The sequence below is a fragment of the Saccharothrix sp. NRRL B-16314 genome (genome assembly GCF_000716595.1).
Classification (GTDB): Bacteria; Actinomycetota; Actinomycetes; order Mycobacteriales; family Pseudonocardiaceae; genus Actinosynnema.
Genome location: NZ_JNXC01000164.1, coordinates 1 through 360 on the forward strand (window position 1 = coordinate 1; position 360 = coordinate 360).

At 70.3% G+C, this 360-nt stretch carries 1 protein-coding gene; it reads left to right on the plus strand.

Features of this window, described 5'->3' with window-relative positions; all coding sequences use genetic code 11:
* The coding region (locus OQ02_RS39500; RefSeq protein WP_033443806.1) for a protein kinase domain-containing protein at window positions 1-360 on the plus strand (360 nt) is incomplete at both ends.

Sequence of the window (360 nt, forward strand, 5' to 3'; positions counted from 1 at the left end):
CCAGGACGGCGCACAGGGCCGCTATGCGGGCGGTTCGGTCGCGGGCGGCCGGTACCAGCTGCGTGACCTTCTCGGCGAGGGCGGCATGGCGTCGGTGTACCTGGCCTACGACAGCGCCCTCGACCGGCAGGTCGCGATCAAGACACTGCACACCGAGCTCGGCCGTGAGCAGTCGTTCCGCGAGCGGTTCCGGCGCGAGGCGCAGGCCGTCGCGAAGCTTTCGCACACCAACATCGTCTCGGTCTTCGACACCGGCGAGGACACCCTCGACGGCGCCGTCATGCCGTACATCGTCAGGGAGTACGTGGGGGGGCAGCCGCTCGGTTCGGTCCTCGCCTCGGACGTCCAGCAGTACGGCGC